Source organism: Arthrobacter sp. 131MFCol6.1 (genome assembly GCF_000374925.1).
Taxonomy (GTDB): Bacteria; Actinomycetota; Actinomycetes; order Actinomycetales; family Micrococcaceae; genus Arthrobacter.
Map to the genome: position 1 here is coordinate 14,155 of NZ_KB895560.1, position 23,335 is coordinate 37,489.

At 68.6% G+C, this 23,335-nt stretch carries 24 protein-coding genes; 11 read left to right on the forward strand and 13 right to left on the reverse strand.

Annotated elements, in window-relative coordinates; all coding sequences use genetic code 11:
- Positions 1-145: 145 nt before the first annotated feature.
- Positions 146-364 (reverse strand): hypothetical protein, encoded by a 219-nt coding sequence (locus C566_RS0120195; protein WP_018776166.1) that lies wholly within the window; start codon positions 362-364, stop codon positions 146-148.
- Between the two features lie 130 nt (positions 365-494).
- Between C566_RS0120195 and C566_RS0120200 the strand changes: the two genes are divergently transcribed.
- Positions 495-1,760, forward strand: a complete 1,266-nt coding sequence (locus C566_RS0120200; protein WP_018776167.1) for a helix-turn-helix domain-containing protein — start codon at positions 495-497, stop codon at positions 1,758-1,760.
- A gap of 42 nt (positions 1,761-1,802) precedes the next feature.
- Here C566_RS0120200 and C566_RS0120205 read toward each other — a convergent pair whose 3' ends face one another.
- Together C566_RS0120205 and purD are read right to left on the reverse strand one after the other, a co-directional pair.
- Positions 1,803-2,804 (reverse strand): phosphoribosylaminoimidazolesuccinocarboxamide synthase, encoded by a 1,002-nt coding sequence (locus C566_RS0120205; RefSeq protein WP_018776168.1) that lies wholly within the window; start codon positions 2,802-2,804, stop codon positions 1,803-1,805.
- Entirely contained in the window at positions 2,801-4,111 is a 1,311-nt protein-coding gene (gene purD / locus C566_RS0120210; RefSeq protein ID WP_018776169.1) for a phosphoribosylamine--glycine ligase, read from the reverse strand. Before purD ends, C566_RS0120205 begins: the two co-directional genes overlap by 4 nt.
- 656 nt (positions 4,112-4,767) lie before the next feature.
- Here purD and C566_RS0120215 point away from each other — a divergent pair.
- The 3 genes from C566_RS0120215 to C566_RS0120225 all read left to right on the forward strand — a co-directional run bounded on the left by C566_RS0120215 (position 4,768) and on the right by C566_RS0120225 (position 7,950).
- Positions 4,768-6,357 (forward strand): molybdopterin-dependent oxidoreductase, encoded by a 1,590-nt coding sequence (locus C566_RS0120215; RefSeq protein WP_018776170.1) that lies wholly within the window; start codon positions 4,768-4,770, stop codon positions 6,355-6,357.
- Between the two features lie 36 nt (positions 6,358-6,393).
- Positions 6,394-7,410, forward strand: coding sequence for an asparaginase (locus C566_RS0120220; RefSeq protein WP_018776171.1), 1,017 nt, complete (start codon positions 6,394-6,396; stop codon positions 7,408-7,410).
- 120 nt (positions 7,411-7,530) lie between these two features.
- Positions 7,531-7,950 carry a sterol carrier family protein gene (locus tag C566_RS0120225; protein WP_026266897.1) on the forward strand — a complete coding sequence of 140 codons (420 nt, stop codon included), beginning with the start codon at positions 7,531-7,533 and terminating at the stop codon, positions 7,948-7,950.
- A 62-nt stretch (positions 7,951-8,012) separates the two neighbouring features.
- Here C566_RS0120225 and C566_RS0120230 read toward each other — a convergent pair whose 3' ends face one another.
- From C566_RS0120230 to C566_RS0120245, 4 genes are all read right to left on the reverse strand, one after another.
- Positions 8,013-8,774: an SDR family oxidoreductase gene (locus tag C566_RS0120230; RefSeq protein WP_018776173.1), complete on the reverse strand. Its 762-nt coding sequence runs from the start codon at positions 8,772-8,774 to the stop codon at positions 8,013-8,015.
- 166 nt (positions 8,775-8,940) lie between these two features.
- Positions 8,941-9,258, reverse strand: coding sequence for a hypothetical protein (locus tag C566_RS22215; RefSeq protein ID WP_155846959.1), 318 nt, complete (start codon positions 9,256-9,258; stop codon positions 8,941-8,943).
- 59 nt (positions 9,259-9,317) lie between these two features.
- Positions 9,318-9,623, reverse strand: a complete 306-nt coding sequence (locus C566_RS23265) for a hypothetical protein (protein WP_018776175.1) — start codon at positions 9,621-9,623, stop codon at positions 9,318-9,320.
- 116 nt (positions 9,624-9,739) lie between these two features.
- Positions 9,740-11,527, reverse strand: coding sequence for a glycoside hydrolase family 15 protein (locus tag C566_RS0120245; RefSeq protein WP_026266898.1), 1,788 nt, complete (start codon positions 11,525-11,527; stop codon positions 9,740-9,742).
- Positions 11,528-11,606: 79 nt separating this feature from the next.
- Between C566_RS0120245 and C566_RS0120250 the strand changes: the two genes are divergently transcribed.
- Together C566_RS0120250 and C566_RS0120255 are read left to right on the forward strand one after the other, a co-directional pair.
- Positions 11,607-12,362, forward strand: a complete 756-nt coding sequence (locus tag C566_RS0120250) for a DUF72 domain-containing protein (protein ID WP_018776177.1) — start codon at positions 11,607-11,609, stop codon at positions 12,360-12,362.
- Between the two features lie 75 nt (positions 12,363-12,437).
- The gene (locus tag C566_RS0120255; RefSeq protein WP_051082386.1) at positions 12,438-13,505 is read left to right on the forward strand and encodes an App1 family protein; all 1,068 of its coding nucleotides are present in this window, start codon (positions 12,438-12,440) and stop codon (positions 13,503-13,505) included.
- A gap of 57 nt (positions 13,506-13,562) precedes the next feature.
- Here C566_RS0120255 and C566_RS0120260 read toward each other — a convergent pair whose 3' ends face one another.
- Positions 13,563-15,086: a GH1 family beta-glucosidase gene (locus C566_RS0120260; protein ID WP_018776179.1), complete on the reverse strand. Its 1,524-nt coding sequence runs from the start codon at positions 15,084-15,086 to the stop codon at positions 13,563-13,565.
- A 123-nt stretch (positions 15,087-15,209) separates the two neighbouring features.
- On the opposite strand from C566_RS0120260, the gene C566_RS0120265 reads away from it, so the two are divergent.
- Positions 15,210-15,758, forward strand: coding sequence for a TspO/MBR family protein (locus tag C566_RS0120265; protein WP_018776180.1), 549 nt, complete (start codon positions 15,210-15,212; stop codon positions 15,756-15,758).
- Between the two features lie 44 nt (positions 15,759-15,802).
- On the opposite strand, the gene C566_RS0120270 is transcribed toward C566_RS0120265, so the two are convergent.
- The 3 genes from C566_RS0120270 to C566_RS0120280 form a co-directional block, all read right to left on the reverse strand.
- Positions 15,803-16,192: a hypothetical protein gene (locus C566_RS0120270; protein ID WP_018776181.1), complete on the reverse strand. Its 390-nt coding sequence runs from the start codon at positions 16,190-16,192 to the stop codon at positions 15,803-15,805.
- A 107-nt stretch (positions 16,193-16,299) separates the two neighbouring features.
- Positions 16,300-16,701 carry a DnaJ domain-containing protein gene (locus C566_RS21910; protein WP_018776182.1) on the reverse strand — a complete coding sequence of 134 codons (402 nt, stop codon included), beginning with the start codon at positions 16,699-16,701 and terminating at the stop codon, positions 16,300-16,302.
- A gap of 67 nt (positions 16,702-16,768) precedes the next feature.
- On the reverse strand, positions 16,769-17,197 hold the full coding sequence (locus C566_RS0120280; RefSeq protein WP_018776183.1) for an Hsp20/alpha crystallin family protein: 429 nt from the start codon (positions 17,195-17,197) through the stop codon (positions 16,769-16,771).
- Between the two features lie 136 nt (positions 17,198-17,333).
- On the opposite strand from C566_RS0120280, the gene C566_RS0120285 reads away from it, so the two are divergent.
- Positions 17,334-17,621 (forward strand): MerR family transcriptional regulator, encoded by a 288-nt coding sequence (locus tag C566_RS0120285; protein WP_018776184.1) that lies wholly within the window; start codon positions 17,334-17,336, stop codon positions 17,619-17,621.
- 6 nt (positions 17,622-17,627) lie between these two features.
- Here C566_RS0120285 and C566_RS0120290 read toward each other — a convergent pair whose 3' ends face one another.
- Positions 17,628-18,410, reverse strand: coding sequence for a phosphatase PAP2 family protein (locus tag C566_RS0120290; RefSeq protein WP_018776185.1), 783 nt, complete (start codon positions 18,408-18,410; stop codon positions 17,628-17,630).
- 262 nt (positions 18,411-18,672) lie between these two features.
- Here C566_RS0120290 and C566_RS0120295 point away from each other — a divergent pair, with 262 nt between their 5' ends.
- The 3 genes from C566_RS0120295 to C566_RS0120305 all read left to right on the forward strand — a co-directional run bounded on the left by C566_RS0120295 (position 18,673) and on the right by C566_RS0120305 (position 21,898).
- On the forward strand, positions 18,673-20,322 hold the full coding sequence (locus tag C566_RS0120295; protein ID WP_231386458.1) for a purine-cytosine permease family protein: 1,650 nt from the start codon (positions 18,673-18,675) through the stop codon (positions 20,320-20,322).
- The gene (locus C566_RS23410) at positions 20,319-21,485 is read left to right on the forward strand and encodes a cyclase family protein (protein WP_018776187.1); all 1,167 of its coding nucleotides are present in this window, start codon (positions 20,319-20,321) and stop codon (positions 21,483-21,485) included. The genes C566_RS0120295 and C566_RS23410 overlap by 4 nt, the downstream gene beginning before the upstream one ends.
- A 203-nt stretch (positions 21,486-21,688) precedes the next feature.
- Positions 21,689-21,898, forward strand: coding sequence for a hypothetical protein (locus C566_RS0120305; protein WP_018776188.1), 210 nt, complete (start codon positions 21,689-21,691; stop codon positions 21,896-21,898).
- 158 nt (positions 21,899-22,056) lie between these two features.
- Here C566_RS0120305 and manD read toward each other — a convergent pair whose 3' ends face one another.
- Positions 22,057-23,286 carry a D-mannonate dehydratase ManD gene (gene manD / locus C566_RS0120310; protein ID WP_018776189.1) on the reverse strand — a complete coding sequence of 410 codons (1,230 nt, stop codon included), beginning with the start codon at positions 23,284-23,286 and terminating at the stop codon, positions 22,057-22,059.
- Positions 23,287-23,335 lie beyond the last annotated feature (49 nt).

The window sequence follows — 23,335 nt, forward strand, 5'->3', positions numbered from 1 at the left end:
GGCGAACTTCCCGGCGCGGGGCGCCCCGGACACAACTCGGCGCCCGCCGGACACAGCAAAGCCCCGGGAGACAATCTCCCGGGGCTGTGCCGGACATTCGCAGGCAGCCGGCCGTTGCTGCGCCGGGCCCGCTATACCGGGGCTGTTACATCGGGTCGGGCCAGTTGCCGACGTTCAGCGAGTGGGTCATGGGGTCGGGCCAGTTGCCCACCGCCTGGGCCGTGCGCATGGGGTCGGGCCAGTTGCCGACGGCGGCAACGTCTGAGACATCGGTCAGTGAAGCAGCGGACAGCACGGCCGGGGCCGCGGCGGAGAATGCCAGTGCGCCCGCCAAGACGGCGCCGGCTGCAATCTTCTTCAACATAGAGTTCCTCAATATGCGTTGGGGTCCTTAACCAAGTCAGTACTACCCTTGTTGACACACATTGTAAAATGGTTTCCACAGAGACTGTCAAGCATTTAGTACAAAGAATGTCCGGAATTAGGAGGTATCCGTGGGGAACGGATTTGGGGAGAAGCTCCGCGCGGAACGGCTCGAACGGGGCCTGACGCAAGCGGAGCTGGGCCGCGACCTGTACTCCCCCAGCTACATCTCTCTGTTGGAAACCGGGCGCCGCGAGCCGACGGCCGACGTCATCGAAGAGCTGGCCCACCGGCTTGAACTTGCCCCCAAGGCGCTCGAGGCCTGGAGCCAGCCGGTGTCCACCAGCGACGCCGAATACGTGCTCGCGGGGCTGTATGCCCGGCAGGCCTGGGACCTCCGGGACTACCCCGTGGCCGCCACCCACGCCGCCGCCGCCGCCAAGATCGCTCTGGAGGCCAGGAACACCAGCGCCTGGTGGAACATGACCTATATGCAGGCCGAGTGCCTGATCAAGCAGGGCCTCTGGCAGGAGTGCAAGGACGTAGTCCAGAATCTCCTGGAGCACCCGATGGCCGCGGAGTCGGCCGGGCTCGGCGTCCGGGCCCAGCAGATGCTCGCCGCAGCCTCGCAGGGCCAGGGCCAGCTGACCGCCGCCGTCGAGCATGCGCAGGAAGCGGTGCGGCTCTGCGCAGAGCTGCCCAAGGGCTCCACCATGATCATCGGCGCCCTCCGCGCCCTGATCGGCGCCCTGGCTGAGAGCGGCCGGCTCGATGAGGCCTGGGAGTACTGCCAGGCGATGAACGACCAGATGGACGACCACTCAATGTCCCAGCTCGCCGGCGAGGTGGCCTGGGTGATCGGCAACGTGGCCTTCATGCGGCACGACTACCCCGAGGGGATCAAATACCACGAGCGGGCCGGCCGGCTGCTCTCCCCGGCCAACGACATCGACCTGTGGGCCCGGTTCAACAAGGCCTCGGCCGCCGTCCGCCTGTCCTCGGGAATCGTCGAGCCCGAGACGCTGTCATCGATCGAGCGCGCCGAACTGGCCCTCTCGATTGTCGGCGGCAACAAGACGGACCAGCTGGAGGTCGCCTTCATCCGGGCCCGCTGGCTCTACCTCACCGGCGACATCGTGGCCGCCGTCCAGAAGCTGCGCGAGATCCATGCCGAGCGGGAGGCACTGGCCCGGCACACCGCCGGCGAGGTCTCCCTGCTGCTGGGGAAGGCGCTCAAGGCTGCCGGGGAGTCCGCGGAGGCCCTGGTGTACCTTGAGGAAGCCCAAAAGGAGTTCAGCGCGGCGGGCGCCTCGGACCGGGTCCAGCAGGCCCTGGACGCCGTGCTCGAGATCAAGCTCGCCCAGCGCCGGGCCGAGGCCGCTTCCGCGGAAGCCTAGCCCCGCCCGGACCGGGTGCGGCCGGGCCCGGGTGCGGCCGGGCTAGGCGAACGTCCGGCCGGTGAGCTTCTCGTAGGCCTCCACGTAGCGGCTGCGCGTGCGCGCCACGACGTCGGCCGGAAGGACGGGCGGGGGCGTGTCGGAGGCCTTGTCCCAGCCCGATGCCGGCGAGGTCAGCCAGTCGCGCACATACTGCTTGTCGTAGGACGGCTGCGCCTGCCCGGGCTGGTACGTGGCCGCGTCCCAGAACCGTGAGGAATCCGGGGTCAGCACCTCGTCGCCCAGGGTAATGACGCCGGTCGCCGCGTCCAGGCCGAACTCCACCTTGGTGTCGGCCAGGATGATGCCGCGGGCGCGCGCGATTTCCTCGGCCCTGGTGTAGATCTCCAGGGTCAGCCTGCTCAAATCCGCCGCGACGTCCGCACCGACGAGGCCCACGACGGCGTCGTAGGTGATGTTCTCGTCGTGCTCGCCCACCTCGGCCTTGGCCGACGGCGTGAAGATCGCCTCCTGCAGGCGCGACCCGTCAACCAGGCCGGCGGGCAGCGGGATGCTGCACACGGTGCCCGACTCGCGGTACTCCGCGAGCCCGGTGCCGGTAAGATAGCCGCGGGCGATGCATTCGACCGGGAACATGTCCAGCTTCTTGCAGATCATCGCCCGGCCCTCGACGGCGGCGGGAACACCGCCGTCGGCCGTGGAGGCGAGGACGTGGTGCGCGACGCCGAGCTGGTCGAACCACCACAGGCTCAGCTGGGTCAGGATGCGGCCCTTGTCCGGGATCTCGCTGGCCAGGACGTGGTCGAACGCGCTGATCCTGTCGCTGGCAACCACCAGGACACAGTCCTGGCCGAAGCGCTCCGTGACGGCCGGGTCCGCGGGGACGTAGAGGTCGCGGACCTTGCCGGAGTAGACGTGCCGCCAGCCCGGCAGGTCCTGCGTGGCGGTGTCGAGCCCGCCCTTGGGCCGGGTCTCGGGCGTGGTCTCGGGCGCGGTCTCGGGCGTGGTGCCGGGCGTCGGCGCTGCGGGTTCGGTCACGTTCATGCCTTCGCTTTCGACGCGGCCGGGGTTCCCGGCGCGGCTACCCGGATCTGGCCGCGGGCGGCCTTGCCGCCGATGTCGGTGCGGAACTGGCTGCCGTCCAGCTGGACGAGCTCGACGCCGTCGTACGCCCGTTCCCGGGCCTCCACGAGGTCCGTACCCAGCGCCACCACGGCCAGGACGCGGCCGCCGGCAGAGACGACCTTGCCTTCGCCGTCGAGCTTGGTGCCGGCGTGGATCACGTGGACGCCGTCCAGGGCGTCGACCTTCTTCAGGCCCCGGATGCGGTCGCCGGTCCGCGGGGTGTCAGGGTAGTTTTCGGCGGCCACGACGACGGCGACGGCCGTGTCCTTGGACCAGCGCAGCGGCTGCACCTTGTCCAGTTCGCCCTTGGCGGCAGCCATGAGCAGCCCGCCGAGGGGCGTCTTGAGCCGGGCGAGGACGGCCTGGGTTTCGGGATCGCCGAACCGGACGTTGAACTCGATGACCCTCGTCCCGCGCGAGGTCAGGGCGAGGCCGACGAAGAGGACGCCGACGAACGGGGTGCCGCGGTGCGCCATCTGGTTGACGGTGGGCTGGGCGATGCGGTCGATCACTTCCTGCACAAGGCCTTCGGGGGCCCATTCCAGGGGTGTGTACGCGCCCATGCCGCCGGTGTTGGGGCCTTCGTCGTTGTCGAAGATGCGCTTGAAGTCCTGCGCCGGGGACAGGGCCACGGTGTTGGTGCCGTCGCAAAGGACGAACACGGAGACCTCGGGTCCGTCCAGGAACTCCTCGATCACCACGGTGCCGCCCGCGTCGAAGCAGGTCTGGGCGTGCGCCAGGGCCTCGTCGCGGTTGGAGGTGACCACGACGCCCTTGCCGGCGGCGAGCCCGTCATCCTTGACGACGTAGGGGGCGCCGAAGGTATCGAGGGCGTCGGCGGCTTCCCCGGCGTTGGAGGCAACGCGGGCCATTGCGGTGGGCACGCCGGCCTCGGCCATGACTTCCTTGGCGAAGGCCTTGGACGCTTCCAGCTGGGCCGCGGCCTTGCTGGGGCCGAAGACCGGGATGCCGGCAGCGCGGACGGCGTCGGACACGCCCGCAGCGAGGGGCGCTTCTGGACCGACTACCACCAGGTCCACGGTGAGCTTGACGGCCAGCGCGGCGACGGCGTCGGGATCGTTCGCGTCGATCGCATATGTGGGGACCAGCGCACTGATCCCGGCGTTGCCCGGGGCCGCGTGGACCTCGGAAACGTTGGGGTCTGCAAGCAAGGATCGGACAATGGCGTGTTCGCGGCCGCCGGGGCCGATGACAAGTACCTTCACAGTCTCCAAGGGTACGTGGTGCACCCCGCAGGCTCCTAAGCTGTGTCGGCCGCTGGACATGCTCAATTTTCGCGGCCGGGCACTCGCGGGTGCAGGGGCAACCCGCGGGACATGCCCAGTCCCGGGCGCAGGGGCAACCCGCGGGACATGCCCAGTCCCGGGCGCGGCCACTGGGCACAATGCCACCATGCCCACGCCTGGGCGCCAGGGCTGGACATGTCCCGTGTTGCCGGCGAACATGCCCCTGCCGGAATGCCAAGGCTGGACATGTCCTCCTGGGCCCGGGGAACATGTTGCACCCGCCAAGTTACGGCGGGACATGCCCCCCGGCCGCGTGGAACAGACCAGGCGCCAGCCCCGGGACAGCATGTGAGTCCGCAGCGCGGCACCTACGGGCGCGGGGCAATCCGCGGGACATGTCCAGTCCCGGCCTCGGCCATTGGGCACAAAGCCACCATGCCCACGTCCGGGTTCCAGGACTGGACATGTCCCGTGGCGCTGGCGAACATGCCCACGCCCGGGTTCCAGGACTGGGCATGTCCCGTGGACCGCAGGGCATGTCCACTCCCGGGTGCAGCCGGAGGGCATGCCCACCGGCCGGAGGACCGGACCCGGCGCCGGACAATCCGCCGGGCCCGCGGCTACGAATGGCCTGTATGAACAAGCCCAGCATGAAGCCCAGCAAGCGGTCCCGCGGCGCCACAGCCCTGGCCGCAGTGGCCGGAGTGGCTGCGGCCGCCGTCGTCCTGTCCGTCGCGGAACTGATCGGGGCGTTCTTCACCGCGCGGGCCACACCCGTCATTGCGCTGGGCTCCACGTTCATCGACTTCACGCCGCCGTGGATGAAGGATTTTGCGATAGCCACGTTCGGCACCAACGACAAGGCCGCGTTGTTCGCCGGCATGGCCGTCACGATCCTGCTCCTCGCGTGCGTGCTCGGCATCGTGGCGTACCGGAAGTGGGCCCTGGGTGTGGCCGGCGTGGTGCTGATGGGCGCCGTGATCGTCGGCAGCGTGGTGACGCGGGCCAGCGTCAAGCCGGTCGATGCTATTCCCTCCCTGATCGGCACCGTCGCCGGGCTGGTGGTGCTGCGGCTCCTGATTACCCGGCTGTGGCGGATGCAGGAATGGCCGGACCGGGCCGCGGACGTCGCTGCGAAGGAACCCGAGCGCCCGGCGACCACCCGGCGGGGGTTCTTCGCCGCCGCCGGCATCACCGCGGCCGCCTCGGCCGTGGCCGCCACCGGCGGACGGCTGCTGAGCGCGGCCCGCAGCAACGTGGCCGCGGCCCGCGAGTCGCTGCAGCTGCCCGCCCCCGCCAAGGCCGCCCCCGCGGTCCCGGCCGGAGTGCAGTCCAAGACGCCGGGCGTCACGCCGTGGCTGACCCCGAACAAGGACTTCTACCGGATCGACACGGCCCTGAGTGTGCCGGAGATCAACGCCCAGGACTGGGAACTGCGCATCCACGGCCTCGTGGAACAGGAGGTCCGGCTCACCTTCCAGGACCTCCTCGACGCCCAGCTCATCGAATCCCATGTGTCCCTGACCTGCGTGTCCAACCCGGTCGGCGGCAACCTGGCCGGCAACGCCAAATGGCTGGGCATGCCCATCCGTGACGCCCTGAAGCTGGCCCGCCCCACGCAGGGCGCGGACATGGTGCTCTCCACCTCGATTGACGGCTTCAGCGCCTCCACGCCCCTGGAGGTCCTCCAGGACGACCGCGACGCGATGCTGGCAATCGGCATGAACGGCGAGGCGCTCCCGCTCGAACACGGCTACCCGGTGCGGATGGTGGTTCCCGGGCTGTACGGCTTCGTCTCCGCCACCAAGTGGGTGGTGGACCTGGAGGTGACCCGGTTCGCGGACAGCAAGGCCTACTGGACCCAGCGCGGCTGGTCCGAACGCGGCCCGATCAAGACCATGGCCCGGATCGAGGTGCCGAAGTCCTTCGCCAAGGTCCCCGCCGGAAAGGTCGCCATCGGCGGCACCGCGTGGGCCCAGACCCGCGGGATCACCAAGGTCGAGGTGCAGATCGACAGCGGGCCCTGGACCGAGGCAGTACTCTCCGACGAGGCGTCCCTCATCACGTGGCGGCAGTGGTCCCTCGACTGGGAGGCCACGCCGGGCCCGCACTACCTCAAGGTCCGTGCCACGGACGGCACCGGCGAGGTCCAGACGGACAAGCGGGCGGATCCGGTCCCGGACGGCGCCTCCGGCTGGCAGTCCGTGATGGTGACCGTGGAATAACCGGGGTATCAGCACCGGGCACCATAGACTTGCAGCATGGCTTTGAACCCGCATGCAACTTTCACAGTCGACTCCGCCGTCGAACTGGCAGTCATCGAACGCAGCGGCTTCGTGGAGTCCCGCCACATCGGCTCGGCCGTGGTGCTGGCCGCGGACGGGACAGTAGTGGTCGAGCTCGGCGACGTGAACGCCCCGATCTTTGCCCGGTCCACGCTCAAACCGTTGCAGGCCCTGGCCTCGATGCAGTCCGGCGTACCCCTGCGGGGCGCCCAGGTGGCCATCGCGTGCGGCAGCCACGTCGGATCCCTGGACCACATGGACGTGGTCGAGGGCATGCTCAAGGCGGCCGGGGCCAAGGAAGACCAGCTCCAGTGCCCGGCCGACTGGCCCCAGGATGAGACCGCCCGGAACTGGCTCGTCCAGACCGAGCGCGGCAAGTCCCGGCTGGCATTCAACTGCTCGGGCAAGCACGCCGCGTTCCTGTGGGCGTGCACGGAGAACGGCTGGGACAAGAACAGCTACCTCGAACCCAACCACCCGCTGCAGCAGCGCATCCGCTCCGTGATCGAGGAATACTGCGGCGAACGCATCACCCACCTGGGCATCGACGGCTGCGGCGCGCCCGTTGCCGCCGTCTCCCTGATCGGCCTCGCCCGGGCCTACTCGAAGCTGGCCAAGGCCCCTGGCGACAAGAACTCGAACGCCCGGGCCGCCACGATTGCCACATCCATGCTGGACTACCCGTGGGCCGTCCAGGGGCGCGGGCAGGCCAACACGATCGTCATGGACGAACTCGGCATCCTGGCCAAGATCGGCGCCGAGGGCGTGCTGGTCATGGCCACCCGCCAGGGCGTCTCGGTTGCCATCAAGATGCTCGACGGCAACATCCGGGCCACCACGCTGGTGGGGCTGACGCTCCTCGCGGCCTCCGGCGCCGTCGAAATCCCTGAAGTGTCCAGCGTCCTGGACAAGGTGGTGGACCCGGTACTGGGCGGGGGACGCCCGGTCGGCAAGATCCGGCTCGGGCGGGCCGTCGCGGCACTGCTGGACTAGGAGCCACGCCCCGGCCGGAGGGCGGACGTCGCCGGCTCGGGACCACCGCGGCCGGTGGCATAGGCTGGACTGAGGCCACCGAAACGGCGGCCGTCACATCGCCAGGCTGGAGGCAGGAAAGTGGCCGTATCGCGCCGTCGCATTGCCGTGGACGAGGGCCGCGCAGCACTCGCCGCATGGCAGGACGCCACCGCGCCCGCGCCGGGAACCAACGTACAGGCCCCCGGGGTCCCCGGCCCTGCAGGACCCGGCGCCGTCCCGCGCACCACGATCGCGACGGCGGTGCGCTACTGCCTGGAGGAAATCACCGCACGGGCACCGGGCAACTCCGTGGAGGTGCGCGTCCCGCCGTTCGGCGTCACCCAGTGCGTGGAGGGCCCGCGGCACACGCGCGGCACCCCGCCAAACGTCATCGAGTGCGACGCCGACACCTGGCTGGCGATGGTCAGCGGACGATTGAGCTGGGCCGACGCCGTCGCGGCCGGCCGTGTTGCCGCCTCGGGACTGCGCGCGGACCTGTCCGCCCTCCTGCCCCTCTAGCAGCCCCCGGATGCGGCGACCGGCAGAACCCACCGGCAGGACCCACCAGCCGGGCCCGCGCCTCAGCCGCGCCCGATGAACGGCATGCCCGCAGCTGTCACCACGAGGGATCCCACGTTGGCCGACGCCGGCATCCCGGCCATCAGCAGCACGGCCCGGGCAGCGTCCTGCACCGCAAATGTCGGCTCGGTGCGCAGGCTGCCGTCTGCCTGGGCTGCCCCGGAGCCGACGCCGATCTCCTCCATGAGATCCGTCGCCGCATTGCCGATGTCGATTTGTCCACAGCTGATGCCGAACCCGCGCCCGTCCAGGTCAATGCTTTTGGTCAGTCCCGTGATCGCATGTTTGGTCACCGTGTACGCCACCGTCCGCGGCCGGGGCGAATGCGCCGCAATCGAACCGTTGTTGATGATCCGTCCGCCCTGGGGCGACTGGGCCTTCATGGCCCGGACGGCGGCCGCGGCGCAGAGGAGGGATCCTGTGAGGTTCACGGCGACGGTCGCGTCCCAGTCCTCCAGGGTGATCTCGTCCACCGAGGCGGCGGGGCCGAACACGCCGGCGTTGTTGAAGAGCACGTCCACCCGTTCCCACTGCCCCAGCGCCGCGGAGAAGAGCCGCTCGACGTCGGCGGGGACGGTGACATCGCACGGGACCGCGAGCGCTTGGCGGTGGCCGGCCGCGGTCTCGCGGAGCGGTTCTTCCCGCCGCCCCGCCAGAACCACCCGGTAGCCCTCGGCCAGCATGAGGCGTGCCACTGCACGGCCGATGCCGGAACCGGCTCCGGTGACGACGGCGACCCTTCCGGGGGTGTGGTGCTGGCTCATGAGGTCCTCCTCGACGGTTAGGCGCTGCCCGGCCAGCGTACCGCCGAGACGGCACATCGCGGCAGTGTTTCGCGCCCGGACCGCCGCGAACTGTCTCCTCGGGGGCGGCGGCAGAGCGGGCTGGCGGCTGCAGCCGGTGCAGTGCGGCCGGCCAAGCGGCAGCCGCCTAGCGGGAGTCGTCGCCGCGGTCCGGGGCCTGCCGGCCGGTGCGGTAGCCGGACCAGAACGCCAGCAGGAGCAACCCGATGCCGATCAGCGCGACCCCTGCCCAGGTCCACGGGCCCATGATCAGGAGCCCCTGCAGCACGACGGGCCCCGTCGGCAGCGGAGCATACGCGACCCAGCCAAAGTCCTCCTGCGATACCGGCTGGGCGAGCAAGACCAGGCCGGCCACCAGCATGGCCGCGACAATGAGCGGCACCGCCACACGGCCGAGCAGATTCTTCCGGGCACGGCCGGTGTTCCGATTCCCCCGCTGCTCCATGGCCATACTGTAACCGCTCGGCGCGGGGAACCCTGCAGGGGACACTGCCGTCCCGAGGATCAGGTACGGGCCTGCGCCCTCTTGCCCGCCAGCGAGCTGCCCAAGGTGGAGTTTGAGCGCCCGGCGCCGCCGCGCCGCCCCCTGATCACCCGGGCGGACGAGCCGGGCACGGCGGGCCGTCCATCGGCGCTGCGGTCCCTGATCAGGCCGGTTCCGGCGATCTCCCTCGCCTGGGCCACGCCGGCCACGGCCGCTTTCTTGGTGGGAAACGTCACTGAAACCGCCAGCAGCTGTCCTGCCCCGTCCATCATCCGAATGCGGTAGCCGCCGTCGGGCGCGTCCACGAGCTCAAAATACCCCGCCATTGCACACTCCTCATTCCCTCGTATCCCCCGCCGGGATATTAGTAAGTGTACTTATTTTACGGTGCGGGGAAAGTGCTGAAGGTCCCGCCGGCGGTCGACGCGGCCGGGGGCGGAGGTCACGGAAGCGGCGTGTCGCTGCGGCGGACGCCATCCTCATGCAGTTCCAGCGCGCTCATCACGAGGGCGAAGTGGCTGAAGGCCTGCGGTGTGTTGCCCAGCTGCCGGCCCGTCTCCACGCCCCACTCCTCGCTCAGGAGTCCGACGTCGTTGCGCAACGCCAGCAGGCGCTCAAACAGCTCCCGGGCCTCGTGGCGCCGGCCCGCCCCGATCAAGGCCTCAACCAGCCAGAAGGAGCATGCCAGGAACACCCCTTCCCCGCCGGGAAGCCCGTCGTCGCTCTGCGCCGGCAGGTAGCGGCGCAGGAAGCCGTCGTGCGTCAACTCGCGCTGGACCGCGTCGATGGTGCCGATGATGCGCGGATCATCCGGCGGGAGGAACCCCACCCGGGGCAGCAGCAGGAGGCTCGCATCCAGCTCCGGCCGCCCGTAGGACTGCACGAACGTGTTGCGGTCGGCGTCGAACCCGTTGGCCATGACCTCGGCGTGGATGGCGTCGCGCAGCTCCTCCCAACGGTCCGCCGGGCCGATCAGGCCGAAGTCCCGGACGCCCTTGACCATGCGGTCCGCCGCCACCCATGCCATCACCTTGGAGTGCGTGAAATGGCGCTGCGGGCCGCGCATTTCCCAAAGCCCGTTGTCCGGCTGGCGCCAGGCCGTCTCCAAATGTTCCATGAGGGCCACCTGGACGTCCCAGGCGTCGTCAGTGTGTTTGAGCAGGGAGTTCCGCGTCAGGGACAGGCAATCGAGGACCTCGCCCCAGACGTCGAGCTGCAGCTGGCCGGCCGCACCGTTACCGGTACGCACCGGCGCGGAGTTCTCGTAGCCCTTCAGCCACGGCAGTTCGAGCTCCGGCATCCGACGCTCGCCGTGGAGCCCGTACATGATCTGCAGATCCGCCGGGTCCCCCGCGATGGCGCGGAGCAGCCAGTCGCGCCACGCGCCGGCCTCCTCCGTGTAGCCCGCGGCCAGCAGCGCCTGCAGCGTGAGCGTGGCATCGCGCAGCCAGCAGAAGCGGTAGTCCCAGTTCCGGGTGCCGCCGATCTCCTCCGGCAGCGACGTCGTGACGGCGGCCACGATCCCGCCGGTGGGGGCAAAAGTCAGGGCTTTGAGCGTGATCAGCGAGCGCTGGACGGCGTCGCGGTACCGCCCGGTGACCGTGCACTTCGCCGACCACCGAAGCCAGAACTCCTCGGTGGACGCCAGGACCGTTTCCGGGTTCACCGACCGCGGCCGGTGCAGGTGGCTGGGGCTCCAGGTCAGCACGAAGGGCACACGTTCCCCGGCCTTGACCGTGAAGTCGCTGACGGTATGCATCCGCTCACCGCGCAGGGGCGCATCGGTCACCAGATAGGCGGCATCGGGCCCGGCGACGGCGTGGATCCCGCGCTCGTCGTGGCGGACCCACGGCACAACATGGCCGTAGTCGAACCGGAGCGCCAGTTCGCCGCGCATCCGCACCGTGCCGCGGACACCGACCACGATCCGCACGATATCCGCCACCTCGTCGCGAGGTGGCATGAAGTCAATGATCCTGACCTTGCCCTCAGGCAAATCCCACTCGGTTTCCAGGATCAGCGTGCCCTTGCGGTAGCGGCGGCGGGTGCATTCCCCGCCGCCTGCCGGCGCCAGGAGCCACCGGCCGGCCGCGGGCGAATCGAGGAGGGCGCTGAAACAGGCCGGTGAGTCGAAGCGCGGCAGGCACAGCCAGTCGATGGAACCTTCGGTGCTGATCAGGGCCGCGGTATGCAGATCCCCGACCATTGCGTAATCCTCGATGCGTACCATGACACTTACAGTGCCACACCGCCGCGCACCCGGCACGGGCGGAGGGCACACGGTGAAAGCTGACGGTGAGGGACGGGGCATGGCAGCGCACGAAGCCACTGTGCGGATCGGCACGTCCGGCTGGAGCTATGACCACTGGGACGGGGTCCTCTATCCGCCAGGCCTGCCGGCCCGGGACAGGCTGGCCTACTACGCGGCACGCTTCGACACCGTGGAATTGAATGCCAGCTTCTACCGCTGGCCGAAAGAGGACTCGTTCGCCAGCTGGCGCCGCCGCCTGCCCGACGGTTTTGCCCTGTCCGTCAAGGCGCCCCGGGGCCTGACGCACGCCAAGAAGCTACACGCCCCGGAGGTCTGGGCGGAGCGGATCACCCGGTGCTGGCACGAACTCGGCGACAAGCGGGCCGTGCTGCTCGTCCAACTGCCCCCGGGCTTGGCGCGCGATGACGCCCGGCTGGACTACTTCCTGGCGGCCCTGCCCGGATGGATCCGCGTCTGCGTGGAGTTCCGCCACCCCAGCTGGGACGACGACGCCGTGTACGCCCTGCTGGAACGTCACGGCGCGGCCTACTGCATCATGAGCGGCGCCGGGCTCCCGTGCGTGCTTCGCGCCACCGCGCCGTTCGTCTATATCCGGCTGCACGGCCCGGACCACGATGTCCTGTACGGCGGATCCTATTCCGATGAGGACCTGCGCTGGTGGGCGGACCGGATCCGCGAGTGGCGGGCCTGCGGGAAAGACGTCTACGCGTATTTCAACAACGACGGCGGCGGCAACGCCGTCCGCAACGCCGCCACCCTGCGCGGGCTGCTGGGTCAGCCGCCGCGCTGGTGATCCGGCATGGCCGGGGCCGGGTCCCGGGGACCCCGCCGGCACGGCCGGAGCCCGGCACTGTGGGAGAGTGGAGGCATGGAATTGGCGTCGCAACCAGCGCAGCAGCTGCCCGTGTCCGGCAACAGGGCCTTCCGGCTCGCCCACTGGGTGTCTGACACCGTCAACGGGGTCCGGCTCAAGACGGCCCGGCGCTGGAAGTTCAGCCCGCAGACCGTCGCCTATCAGGGCTACGGCTCGACGGAGTGGGTCAGGGTACTGGGCCGCGTGGTCCTCACCAGCCGGCCGGTGGCCGGCAGCAAGGCGGAACGGCTGGCCGTGAACGGCAACCAGAACTTCCGCGGCTGGCGGGCGTTCACGAGTGTCCCGGTCCAGTTCACCGAGGTGGAGATCCAGATCGGCGGCGTCACCACCCGCGTGCATGCCGACCGCGGCGGCCTGGTGGACACCCTGGTTCACGTGGCGTTGACCCCGGGCTGGCATACGGCCGTGCTGCGCGCCGAAGGAACGGAACCGGTCGAGGCCAGGATTTTCGTGATCTCCCCGGACACCAAGCTGGGCATTGTCTCGGACATTGACGACACCATCATGGTCACCGCCCTCCCCCGGCCCTTCCTGGCACTGTGGAACACCTTCGTCCTGAACGAACGAGCCCGGATGGCGACACCCGGCATGGCTGTCCTGCTGGATCGGCTCAAGGTGGAGCACCCGGAGGCGCCGGTGATCTACCTGTCCACCGGGCCGTGGAACGCAGCTCCCACCCTGGCCCGTTTCATCGCCCGGAACCTCTATCCCTCGGGCGCGCTGCTGCTCACGGACTGGGGACTGACGCACGACCGCTGGTTCCGTAGCGGCCAGGAACACAAGCGGCGGAACCTTGAGCTGCTGGCCCAGGAGTTCCCGAACATGCGATGGCTGCTGTTCGGCGACAACGGCCAGCACGATGAAGAGATTTACTCCGGCTTCGCGCAGAAGCACCCCGATCAGGTGGCCGCGATCGGCATCCGGCAACTCTCCTCCACCGAAGCAGTCTTCGCCGGCGGCCACTCCGACACCGGCGACCACTCGGAGTCCTCCGTCCCGTGGTTCTATTCGCCCGACGGGGCGGGACTCGCCAAGGGCCTGCAGGACCTGGATCTGCTCTAGGCCGACCCTGCTTTTAGGGCGTCAGCCTGCCGGACGAGGCTCGCCGACGTCGGCCGTCTAGTCCCGCCCGCCGGGGCCGCTGTCGGACTGGGCGAGGCTTTCGGGCTGCGCGAGGCTTTCGGGCTCTCCGGCGGACGCCGCGCTTCGGGCCGCAATGACCTCCTGGAGCCAGTAGTAGGAGGCCTTCGGCGTGCGGACCTGGGTCTCGAAATCGACGTGCACCAGACCAAACGGCTGCTTGTAGCCGGCGGACCACTCGAAGTTGTCCATGAAGGACCACACATAGTAGCCGCGCAGGTCGATGGCCTCGGCGGCACCGCCGGGACGTGTCGCTTCCAGGGCCGTACCAATGTGGTCCGCGAGGTAACGCAGGCGCCGTTCGTCCGGGATCATCCGGCGGTCCGTCCCGACAGGGTGGACCACGACGTCCTCGAAACTCGCCCCGCCCTCGGTGATGTAGACCGGGGGCAGATCCGGGTAGCGGTCGGCCATCTCGGCCAGGGCGACGGACATGTATTCGGGCTTGACCGGCCAGCCGTAGGCCGTGGTCTCGGTGTCCGGGAACGGCGCGATGTGGAACGGCGCCCCGGGTGTCCCGCTGAGGTCGTCCCCCATGGCCTCGGCCATGCCGGGCGGCACGGCCCCCTCCCCCGGACCCGCCCCGACCAGGGTGGGCATGTAGTAGTTCAGGCCATAGAAATCCAGGGGCTGGGAGATCAGCTCCATGTCTTCGCTGGACGGGCTGAAAGACGACGAAAAGAACGTGGCGGCCCGGATGACATCCGGGTATTTGCCGAGCAGCACGGGATCGGCGTAGAGCCGGTTCTGCGCCACGTCCATGAGTCCGGCACTGACCTTGTCCAGCGGGTTCGCGGTGGCCGGGACCATCGGTGAGTAAACGTTGGTGATGCCGATGTCCCCCGGTACCTTGGCGGCACGCAGCGCCTGGAGCGCCAGGCCGTGGCCCAGCAGTTGGTGGTGCACGCTGGGGAGGGCCTTGAGCATGAGGGCCTGGCCGGGGGCGTGCATGCCCAGGGCGTAGCCGTTGGTGGTGACTGTGGCGGGCTCGTTGACAGTCACCCAGCGCTTCACGCGGTCCCCGAAGGCAGCGGCGGCGATGACGGCGAAGTCCCCCAGCCGGTAGGCCGTGTCTCGGTTCATCCAGCCGCCGGCCTCATCCAGGGGCAATGGGGTGTCCCAGTGGTAGAGCGTGGCCATGGGGGAAATGCCGTTGGCGAGCAACAGGTCGATCAGCCGGTCATAGAAGTCCAGCCCGGCGGAGTTCGCGGGCCCGCTCCCGCCGGGCTGGATCCTGGACCAGGACAGCGAAAACCGGTACGAGTCGATCCCCAAGTCCTTCATCAGCGCCACGTCCTCGGGCATCCGGTGGTAGTGGTCGCAGGAAACGGCCGGGCTCTGGTCCTCCACGATCGAACCCGGCTTCGCGGCAAAGACGTCCCATCCGGAAGGGCCGCGGCCGTCTTCATCGAGTGCACCCTCGATCTGGAAGGCCGAGGTCGCCACGCCCAGGGTGAAGCCGGGCGGAAGGAGGGAAGCCAGATCGTTGGCGGAAGCGTTCATCGACGGGTACCTCTATGTAGTTTCGGTGGTTGGTTGACTGATCTTAGGCTCCCCCGGGGGTGAGCGCCACGACCCGGGCCGTTTGACGCGCGCGGTGCCAACGGCCACTGTTGATCGGTGCACGTGAAAATTGAACAAGGCGTCAACCGCCGGCCGCCGGTGGCGCCGCCCAGCCCCGGCAGGCAGTCGGCGGCCCTCCTTTGCTTCCTGGCGGTCTCTCACGGGGTGTCCTTCGTGGCGTCGCTGGCAATCATTGGCAACGCCGACGGCTGGTACGCGGCGGCAGAGAAGGCTCCGTGGACTCCGCCGGGCTGGGCCTTCGGAGCGGTCTGGACAGTGCTTTATACGACCATGGCAGTGGCAGCGTGGCTGGTCTGGCGCCGGGGAACAGGACTTCGCTCCGGGCGCGGCCGTGGCGCCATGACCGTCTACGTGATCCTGCTGCTCGTGAACCTCGCCTGGGCGCCGTTGTTCTTCGGCATGTACCCCATGGCCGGCGGGGCCGCCCTGTGGCTGGCCCTGCTGCTCATCGCCGTCCATGCGGTGGCCGCTGCCGTCACCGTGGTCCGGTTCGGCCTCATCAGCCGGGCGGCGGGCCTGCTCATGCTGCCATACGTCTCCTGGATCGTGTTCTCCCTGAGCCTGAACGCGTACGCCGCCGCCAGCAACTGATCCCTGGCATCAATCGGCCCCTGCCGTTCAGAACACCGGGCCGTTCAGAACACCGAGGTCTCCGGCCCGAACAGGAAGACCTTGGCGTGCTCCACGGCCTTGCGGAAGGCATCATTCCGCAGCGTCAGGAGCTGCTCAGCCTCGTCCATCGAGGGTTCCAGATACTCCGTGAAGCCGGGCCTCAGCACCCAGATATCACCCGCGGGCGGCAGGTAGAACACGCCGAAGGATCGGTGCTGGCTGTCTTCATCTGTCCAGACCGGGACCACGGCCAGCGCCGCGCCCGTGTCGATGTTGATCCATTGCGCACGGGGCAACGGTGCCTCATGCGCCTCTGGGTCCAGGAACGGCGCCGTTCCCTCGCCCCAGCGCTCTTCGAAGCGCTCGTGGAATACCGGCATCAGGTGCGAATCGTAACGGCGCCATGTGCTCATGGCCGCTCTCCTCCTCAGTGGATGGGACTGTTGGATGGGACTGCTGGATGGGACTGCCGGGTGGGCTTCCTGTCCGGTTCAGCGGCCCGGCCAGGAGTGTTTCCCCGTCACGGCCCGGGTTCCCAGCGGACGGGGAGCACGCGCACAAGAGGTTCCCGACGCCGGATGATGCGCACCGGGATGTCGCGGCCGCCTTGGCCGGCATGGTCGTTCCGGTGATGGAAGCTGTCGTCCTCGACGGCGGGCCGCCAGCCGCCGGCGTCGTACTCCGCCCGGCTTCTGGCGTCCCGCAGCACGGCGAAAGCGTGCAGAATGGCGCCGACATCGGGAGGGTCGATGTCCAACTGGCCGATGTCGTCCAACTGGCCGATGTCGTCCAACTGGCCGATGTCGGGATGGTGCCGGCGCATCAGCGCCCGGAAGGCGCGGCCAATCTCCTGCCGGCCCGCCTCCGGCGAGACGTGCAAGAGCGCATAGTAGCCGCGGGGATCAGGGTTCCTGCCGGACATGATCGGCCTCCGTTGCATGCAGCCGGAGCCGGAGCAACGCTGCTGGGCGCCGCGCCGGCTCCGGTGCTTACTTCCCGATCTCCTGCATCTTGTCCTGCGAACGGGTGACTTCAATCTTCCGCGGCTTGGCCGCCTCCGCCACCGGGATACGGAGCGTCAGGACGCCGTCGGCGTAGTTTGCCTTGACGTTCTCCGTGTCCAGGGTGTCGCCGAGGATCAGCTGGCGGCTGAACACGCCACGGGGGCGCTCCGAGACCGTCAGTTCCACATCGGGTTGAACCGGGTCCCGACGTTCCGCCCGGACCGTCAGGACATTGCGCTCAATGTCGAGCCCGATCGAGTCGACATTGACCCCCGGAAGATCGAACACGACGACGAAGACGCCCTCTTCCTGCCACGCGTCCATGGGCATGGGCGCCGGGCGCGCCACCGTCCCGAACACCTGCTGCGCGAGCCGGTCAAAGTCACGGAACGGGTCCGTCCGAATCAACATCATTTCCCACTCCTTTAGCGAGAGTTGATCTGCATTCCTTCCACAACCCACCACCATTTATCTGTGGTAGCGGGTATAGATTTTTTATAGCACCGGTGAAACACTGATGCAAGGGAATTGCCGGAACGGGAGGAATGCCATGGCGGACCGCGGCACGAATACAGGCCTGTACGCCATCTCGGTGGTGGCGCAGCTGGTGGGCACAGGGCAGCAGAACATCCGGCTCTACGAGCGCCGGGGACTCCTCGCGCCGGACCGCACCGCGGGTGGCACCCGGCAGTACAGCGACGCAGACCTCGCAGTGCTGCGGCGGATCGGCCAACTCCTGGCGGAGGGGCTTAACCTGGCCGGCGTGGCCAAGGTGATGGAACTGGAGGCAGCCAACGCCCGGCTGCGGGCCGAACTCAAGCGGGCGCGCAGCCGCTGACGGCGCTTAGTCCTGGCCCGCGTCGGCGGTGGACAGCGTCCCGGTGATCTGTTCGCCCGGGATCCGTGCCGTTCGCCAGGTGTCCAGCGCAATGACGCCGCCCAGGATCACGAGCGAGATCGAGAAGGCGCCCAGGGCATCGGTCATCCAGTGGTAGCCGAGGTAGAGGCGGCTGACGGCTGCGAAGAAGATGCCGATCCCCGCCACAATGAAGGCGATGACAGCGGACACGGGGTTCTTCCGGCGCGAAAAGACCAGGTACGTGGTGACCAGCAGGAAGTCGCACGCGCCCAGGACGTGCCCGGAAGGAAACGAGAACGTGGAGTCGGCGCCGAAAAGCATGAGGTCGATCGGAGGCCGGTGGCGTTCGACGATGCGGCCGATGACCTGCGCCAGGATGACGCCGGTCAGCATGGCGCCGGCCAGGAGCATCGGCCGCCAGGCGTGCTTGGCGAGCAGGCCCCAGGCCACCGTCACGATGAGGACGATGATTGGCAGGCCGATGGGGCCGAAGATGATCGCAAGGATGATCATGATGATGGTGGTGGGTTCCGCGCGCAAGGTCAGGAGCCAGGTTCGCACGGGCTCGTCCGCCGCCGAGAGGCCGCCGTGCTGCAGGACTCCGGTGAGGATTACCACGAACAGCACGGCGCCCGCGATCATCAGGACGACGGCAGTGCGGTAGAGATTCCGGCGCGCCGCCACACTCATGTAGCGCTCCTCCACGACGAATTTTTCGTGGAAGGTCCGCCACCGTCCCCGGGGTTTGCCTGTCTGAGCCTGTGCCATGTCGCCGTGCCGCCTTTGCGCCGTGTAGTGGATAGTCCCCGTTGAAGATTATCCCTGTTCTTCTCCGGGCGGCAGGCACCTGGGCACCCGGGCCCCGCGGGAGAAGTCCGGTCCGGCGGCCGGTTGGCTAATCTGTCGGCCGGACGGACCGGCGCTTTGCTGTGAGCCGCTTCACAGTGTAGCCTCCAAACCAAGCAGGGTAGCCTCCAAAGCAACTTGTGATGCTTATGAAGCAACTCTCACGGAATCAATGATGAGCTGGATGGAGAACAACATGGTCGAGGAACAGCCTGCCGGCGCCCGCGCAGGGCGGAACCGCGGCAAGGTCACCGACGTGGAGACCTATGGCATTGAACGGATCCCCGAGAAGGACCGCAATGCCAGTGCCTTTGACTTGTTCAGGGTTTCCTTCGGCGGGGCCAACACCTTTGCCACGGCCTTCCTGGGCGCGTTTCCGATCCTCTTCGGCCTGTCATTCTGGCAGGGGCTCGCCGCGACGGTGACGGGCCTGGTTGTCGGCGCCCTCCTGCTGGCGCCGATGGCCGTCTTCGGCCCCACGAACGGGACCAACAACGCGGTGTCCTCCTCCGCTCATCTGGGCGTGCACGGCCGGGTGGTCGGATCATTCCTGTCGCTGCTGACCGCGCTGGCATTTTTCTCTATCTCGGTCTGGAGCTCCGGCGATGCCCTGGTCGGCGGGCTGAACCGGCTGGTGGGCCTGCCGCAGGACATGGGCTCGTTCGCCGTCGCCTACGGCCTCTTCGGTGGACTCGTCCTGGTGGTCTGCGTCTACGGGTTCAAGTTCATGCTGCTCGTGAACAAGATCGCCGTCACCGCGGCCACCCTGCTGTTCGTTGTCGGCTTCATCGCCTTCGCGGGTGACCTGAACCTGAACTTCGAGGGTGCCTTCGGGACCGGGTTCGACGGCGTCGGCGTCGCAGGGTTCATCCCGGCGTTCATCGGCGCGGCCCTGATCGTCATGTCCAACCCCATCTCCTTCGGCGCGTTCCTGGGCGACTGGGCGCGCTACATCCCCACCGCCACCCCGAAGCGCAGGGTCATGGGAGCGGCGCTGCTGGCCCAGCTGGCCACCCTTATTCCGTTCGTCTTTGGCCTGGCCACGGCGTCCATCATCGCCACCAAAGCGCCGGAATTCATGGACCCGGCGGCGCCGAACTACGTCGGCGGCCTGTTGGCGATCTCCCCCGCCTGGTACTTCATCCCGCTCTGCGCCATCGCCCTGATCGGCGGCATGTCCACCGGGGCGTCGTCGCTGTATGGGACCGGCCTTGACTTCAGCAGCGTCTTCCCGAGGTTCAACCGGGTCCAGGCCACCCTGTTCATCGGGATCCTGGCGATCGCATTCATCTTCGCCGGCCGCTTTGCCTTCAATCTCGTCCAGAGCATTTCCACGTTCGCCACCCTGATCGTGACCTGCACCGCGCCGTGGATGGTGGTGATGATCCTCGGTTTCATCACCCGCCGCGGCTGGTACGACGCCGACGCCCTCCAGGTATTCAACCGGCGCCAGACCGGCGGACGGTACTGGTTCAACCACGGCTGGAACCTGCGCGGCATGACGGCCTGGCTGGTCAGCGCCGCGGCCGGGCTGAGTATGGTGAACATGCCCGGCCAGTTCCAGGGGCCCCTGGGCAACCTGGCGGGCGGCGTGGACATCAGCCTGCCGGCATCGCTGGCGCTCGCAGCCGTGCTCTACCTCGGGCTGCTGTGGATCTTCCCGGAGCCGCGCGGAGTGTTCCCGGCCGCCGGGCCGCGCTGGATCCCCTCGAAGGACACCCCGGTGCCGCCGGTCATCGACGCGGCTGGAAACACCGTCGCTGCCGGAACACCGGAGTCGGCCGGGCCGGGCTTGCCCGGCGACCGGGACACGGAACTGGTGGGCCAGCGGTGACGTGGTTCGATCTCAGCGTTCCGCTGCGCACCGGAATGCCTGTCTACCCCGGCGACCCTGAGGTCCGGATTGCATCGGCGCTGACTGTGGAGGCCGACGGCGCCAACGTGCTCTCGCTCAGACTTGGCTCCCATTCGGGCACCCACGCCGACGCACCCCTGCATGTGGGCGAGGGCTGGGCAGCTTTGGACGAACTGCCGCTGACTCTCTTCGGCGGCGTCGCCGAAATCGTGGACGTCCGGGACGTGGCCCGCGGCGGCGCCATCACCGCCGCGCAGCTGGCGGGGATCGCCCCGGCGGGCTCAGGTGGGGCTTCTGGGGATCCCGGGGATCAGGACAAGCCAGCAAAGATCCTGCTGCTGCACACCGGCTCCGCCGCGGCGTGGGGAACGGAGGAGTACCTCAAGCATCCCTGGCTGGAGGCGGCGGCGGCGCAACTGATCGTGGACCGCGGCTACCGCGCCGTAGGCCTGGATGCCCTCAGCGTGGATCCCAGCTCCCCCGGCGCTTCGGACGGCGCTTCGGACGGCGCTTCGGACGACAACCCGGCCGGCGGCGGCTTTCCCGCCCACGCCATCCTGGCCGGGAACGGCTGCATCATCGTGGAAAACCTCACCGGGCTGGAGCAGGTCCAGCAGGCCAGGGACGCCGGATCCGACGTCGAGCTCTTCCTCTTTCCCCTCAATATCCCCGGGGCCGACGGCGCCCCGATCCGTGCCGTGGCCCGGCCGCTGCCGGCGGCGGAGCTGCGGCGGGCTGCACCCCGCCCCCTCAGCCGCGAGGAGGTGCGGGATGCGGCGGACCGCCTGGTCGCCGCCTTCGCCGCCACGGACACCGAGGCCTACTTTGCGGCCTTCAGCCCGCAGGCGACCTTTATCTTCCATCCGGAAGCCCAGCGCCTTGGTTCCCGCTCCGCCTACCGCACCCTTTGGGACAGCTGGCTCGCCGGTGGCTGGCGTGTGCTTGAATGCCGGAGCAGCGAGCAGGATATCCAGCTCCTCGGGGCTACCGCGGTGTTTTCGCACCGAGTCGCCACGACCGTCCAGATTGACCGGGACGGTGGCCGCGATACGAGCGATGAACGCGAGACCATCATCTTCTCCCGTGCCCCCGACGGCGGCATCGTTTGCGTCCACGAGCATCTTTCGGCCTGCCCGCAATGATGCCGGGTGATCAGACTCACTGGGACCACCCGCGCCTGGATGGATCCGCAGGTCAGCCGCCCGCGGCCCAATGTGCGGGCATTTGGCCCCCGCACGGCACCCCGCGCAGATGCGGCGTGGTGATTTGACGGGTCAATAAATCTGACGTTACTGTTCCTGAATCCATTGGGGCCGACTAGAAGTACTCCAAGAAAGACAGAGCTATGACCACGATTACCGAGTCCATTGAGATCCAGGTCGACAACCGGCGCGTGCTCGATGACCGGCTCAACGACGCCGTCCGCGGGCTGCAGCAGCTCGCCATGACCACGGGGACGCACGGCATTTTGCTCACGCGGCACAAGCCGGGCCACTACACCGCGGCCCTCTCCGACCAGGTCCCCTTCGGCATGACCCGGGAACAGATTCACTAAGCCACCAGCAAACCGGACGCTGAGAGCCGGACTCAAAAGAGCCAGGTCCCGGGCGGCAGAGCATTGACTCGCCGCCCGGGACCTTTTTGGTGTGTCAGGGATGGCCACCGATCATGTTCAGCTCACCGATCATGTTCAGCTCACCGGTCGTGGCCGGGTTACCAGTCATGGACGGTGCCGTCGACGAGGCGGTTGTAGGGCAGGTAGGCCTGCTGGTAGGGGAACGCGGCGGCGGCTTCCTCGTTGAATTCGACGCCGATGCCGGGCTTGTCGCCCGGGTGCAGGTAGCCGTCGACGAAGGTCATGGATTGTTCGAAGACCTCGTTGGTCGCCTCCGAGTGCTGCATGTATTCCTGGATCCCGTAGTTGTGGATCGCCAGGCCCACGTGCAGCTGCGCGGCGAACCCGACCGGGGAGATGTCGGTGGGGCCGTGGAAGCCGGACTTGATCTGGTACTGCGCGGCGTAGTCCATGACCTTTTTCAGCGGGCTGATCCCGCCGAAGTGGGTGGACGCGGCCCGGACGTAGTCGATCAGCTGTTCCTTGATCAGGGCCTGGTAGTCGTAGACGGTGTTGAAGATCTCCCCGATCGCCAGCGGGGTGGTGGTGTGCGCCCGGACCAGGCGGAGGGCTTCCTGGTTTTCGGCCGGGGTGCAGTCCTCGAGCCAGAACAGGTCGTAGGGTTCCAGCGCCTTGCCCAGCTTCGCGGCCTGGATCGGGGTCATCCGGTGGTGCCCGTCGTGCAGCAACGGGATTTCCGGGCCGAACTCGTTCCGGACCGCTTCGAACACGGTCGGCAGGTGGCGGAGGTAGGCGCGGGTGTCCCAGTCCTCTTCCTGCGGGAACGCGCCGCGCCCGGCCGGTTCGTAGTCGTACCGCTCCCCGGAGGCCTGGGCCTGGGCCGCGACGCCGTAGACGGCCTTGATCCCGGGGACCGCGGTCTGGATCCGGATCGACTTGTACCCGAGCTCCAGGTGTTCGCGGACCGAGTCGAAGAGCGAGGGCAGGTCCGCGCCGGAGGCGTGCCCGTAGGCGCGCAGCCCGTTCCGGGACGCCCCGCCCAGGAGCTGGTAGACCGGCATCCCGGCGAGCTTGCCCTTGATGTCCCACAACGCCATGTCCACCGCGGCGATCGCGGCCATCGTGACCGGCCCGCGGCGCCAGTACGAGGACCGGTACAGGAACTGCCAGGTGTCCTCGATCCGGTGCGGGTCCTTGCCGATCAGCAGCTGCGCGACGTGCTCCTTCAAATACGCGGCCACGGCCAGCTCGCGCCCGTTCAGGGTCGCGTCCCCGATCCCGGTCACCCCGTCCTCGGTGGTGATCCGCAGGGTCACGAAGTTCCGGGAGGGGCTGGTGACGAACACTTCAGCGGCAATGATTTTCACAACAGGTCCTTATCTGCTCTAACGGGGATGTCTTAATTGCCCGGCGCCA